This window comes from Pseudomonas sp. 51_B, from assembly GCF_017491595.1.
GTDB classification, from domain to species: domain Bacteria; phylum Pseudomonadota; class Gammaproteobacteria; order Pseudomonadales; family Pseudomonadaceae; genus Aquipseudomonas; species Aquipseudomonas promysalinigenes.
This window is the reverse complement of record NZ_JAFGYW010000503.1, coordinates 1-313: the sequence shown is the minus strand read 5'-3', so window position 1 is coordinate 313 and position 313 is coordinate 1. Positions and strand designations below refer to the sequence as shown.

Genomic DNA, 313 nt, shown 5'->3' with positions numbered 1-313 from the left:
CGGTGTTGGCTGGTGCTGGAACCGTGATAGAGCCTTCGGTCAAACCTTTGCCAATGGTGATGACTTCACCATTGCTCAGGGTGATCTTCATCTCGCTGCCAGCCGGATTGGTCAGGGTAGCGGTGTAGACGATGCTGCCGCCTTCCTGGACGGTGCCGGTGGCGGACAAGGTGAGGCCAGTGCTATCGAGCTTCGCTGGATCATCGGTAACCGAAGTGGTTGGGTTCCCAGCGGTTTCCAGCCTCTCGTAGTTGCCACCGGTGACATTGGTGATGCTGTTGGTCAGCGGCGTATTGGTGTTGTAGACGTTGTT

Annotated in this window: 1 protein-coding gene; it reads right to left on the bottom strand. The window is 57.2% G+C overall.

Annotated elements, in window-relative coordinates:
- On the bottom strand, positions 1–313 hold a 313-nt coding region (locus tag J5M56_RS25935), incomplete at both ends, for an immunoglobulin-like domain-containing protein (RefSeq protein WP_207938179.1).